The organism is Marinobacterium sp. xm-d-564 (genome assembly GCF_013283345.1).
In the GTDB taxonomy this organism is placed as follows: domain Bacteria; phylum Pseudomonadota; class Gammaproteobacteria; order Pseudomonadales; family Balneatricaceae; genus Marinobacterium_E.
In genome coordinates, this window is record NZ_WBYO01000021.1 from 1 (window position 1) to 1,377 (window position 1,377).

Genomic DNA, 1,377 nt, shown 5'->3' on the forward strand with positions numbered 1-1,377 from the left:
ATATGATCCAGCGGTAGACCTCGAGGAAATCCTGGCCTTCGGAATGGATCACTACAGCCTCGAGGATTGGAAGATCATCGACACCCCTTCAACCGGAGCCTGACCCATGAATGACCGCTACCGCATCACCATTCAGAACCCGATGTACTCCCTCGAGGTCTTCGTGTGGGACCGTGAGAAAAAGGAAGTCCTTTTCTCCACCCGATACCGGGAGTTCACCATCGAAGAACAGCGAGCCGCCAAGCAACGCTGCGCTGATTTCCTCGACAACCACCTGTCCCAACTGACCCTCGATTTCGGAGAATAACCATGCTCGACCACCTCGAAGACATCCTGACCATCGAACACGAAGACCTTTCTGCAGAAGACCTCGAATGCTGCAACCGCTGCGGCGACATGGTCGAAGAGACTTCCTTCGCTGGCTTCTGTGACCACTGCCACGACGACACCTACGCATAGGAGAGAACCATGCAAGAACCGATCCAACAAAATACAGTCGAAGGTCGCGATACTCGCCTTGCCCTCATGGTCATTTCTGATGTACGAAGCGCACGGCAAGACCTCAGCCTCGTTATTCAGTCCGCCCTTACGTCGCCAGCACATAAGGCAGGCCTTGCCGCCAGTATTGCCCTCCTCGAGAAGATCGAAAGCGACCTCGAACGAGATTATGTAGTGTAACACATTTGTGACACCCTTCCCCTTTCGAAGGGGTTACCAAAAGAATAGGAGACAGTATCAGAATGCCACGGTATAACCACGACCACTCGCAAACCGTGAATGATCTGCAGCAGGCCCGCGATCTGATTGAGCAGCGAATCTTTGAACTGAAAGAACAACCCAAACGTAAGTGTTCCGTAATCTGTAAACTTACCCTTGTCTCTATCGTGATCGCGATAGTTCTAAAGACGAAGGTCACCTAAGGAGGTAATGATGCCCTCATCACCTGAAACACGAACAGCAATTCGCATCCTCGAAGCATTCAAGGCTGTGGACCCTGACATCACCTTGCCGTCCATGCTTGCCTTCCTCTACTACGTCGAGACAGACGGTCAGGCGGGCAACCAGTACGCAATGGAACAGCGTCTGGACATGTCCGGTGCCACTGCCCCAACAGCCTCACAGATCAAGAAGATCTACGAGGACGAGAAGGTGCTGTTCCAAGAGAACGCAGCTTGCACTCTCTACGGGGCTAGCGATGCAGTCACAGCCTTGGCTCACGACCCTGACACTGGCCTACTGCATGTCGGCACCAGTGCTGGACGTTCAGTCTTCCAAGGACTTCGCCGTGTCGCAAACACTACAACCGCTGTCGGGACTGCTATCAGTGCAGTCGATGGCCTGATTGCAGAGGAGTAATCCATGACAGTTCTAGTGAGT

5 protein-coding genes are annotated in these 1,377 nt (G+C 53.2%); all 5 read left to right on the top strand.

Going from position 1 to position 1,377, the window contains the following annotated elements; all coding sequences use genetic code 11:
• Nucleotides 1–106: 106 nt before the first annotated feature.
• The 5 genes from XMD564_RS11275 to XMD564_RS11295 all read left to right on the top strand — a co-directional run bounded on the left by XMD564_RS11275 (nt 107) and on the right by XMD564_RS11295 (nt 1,356).
• On the top strand, nt 107–307 hold the full coding sequence (locus tag XMD564_RS11275; RefSeq protein WP_173495087.1) for a hypothetical protein: 201 nt from the start codon (nt 107–109) through the stop codon (nt 305–307).
• A gap of 2 nt (nt 308–309) precedes the next feature.
• Nucleotides 310–459, top strand: a complete 150-nt coding sequence (locus XMD564_RS11280) for a hypothetical protein (protein WP_173495088.1) — start codon at nt 310–312, stop codon at nt 457–459.
• A 9-nt stretch (nt 460–468) separates the two neighbouring features.
• Entirely contained in the window at nt 469–678 is a 210-nt protein-coding gene (locus tag XMD564_RS11285; RefSeq protein ID WP_173495089.1) for a hypothetical protein, read from the top strand.
• Nucleotides 679–740: 62 nt separating this feature from the next.
• Nucleotides 741–920: a hypothetical protein gene (locus tag XMD564_RS11290; RefSeq protein WP_173489381.1), complete on the top strand. Its 180-nt coding sequence runs from the start codon at nt 741–743 to the stop codon at nt 918–920.
• 7 nt (nt 921–927) lie between these two features.
• On the top strand, nt 928–1,356 hold the full coding sequence (locus XMD564_RS11295) for a hypothetical protein (protein WP_173507177.1): 429 nt from the start codon (nt 928–930) through the stop codon (nt 1,354–1,356).
• Nucleotides 1,357–1,377: the final 21 nt, after the last annotated feature.

Excerpts from the sequence above, each read along its gene's own strand:
- XMD564_RS11280 (WP_173495088.1), top strand. The coding sequence starts at position 310 with ATGCTCGACCACCTCGAAGACATCCTGACCATCGAACACGAAGACCTT.
- XMD564_RS11290 (WP_173489381.1), top strand. The coding sequence starts at position 741 with ATGCCACGGTATAACCACGACCACTCGCAAACCGTGAATGATCTGCAG.
- XMD564_RS11295 (WP_173507177.1), top strand. The coding sequence starts at position 928 with ATGATGCCCTCATCACCTGAAACACGAACAGCAATTCGCATCCTCGAA.
- XMD564_RS11285 (WP_173495089.1), top strand. The coding sequence starts at position 469 with ATGCAAGAACCGATCCAACAAAATACAGTCGAAGGTCGCGATACTCGC.
- XMD564_RS11275 (WP_173495087.1), top strand. The coding sequence starts at position 107 with ATGAATGACCGCTACCGCATCACCATTCAGAACCCGATGTACTCCCTC.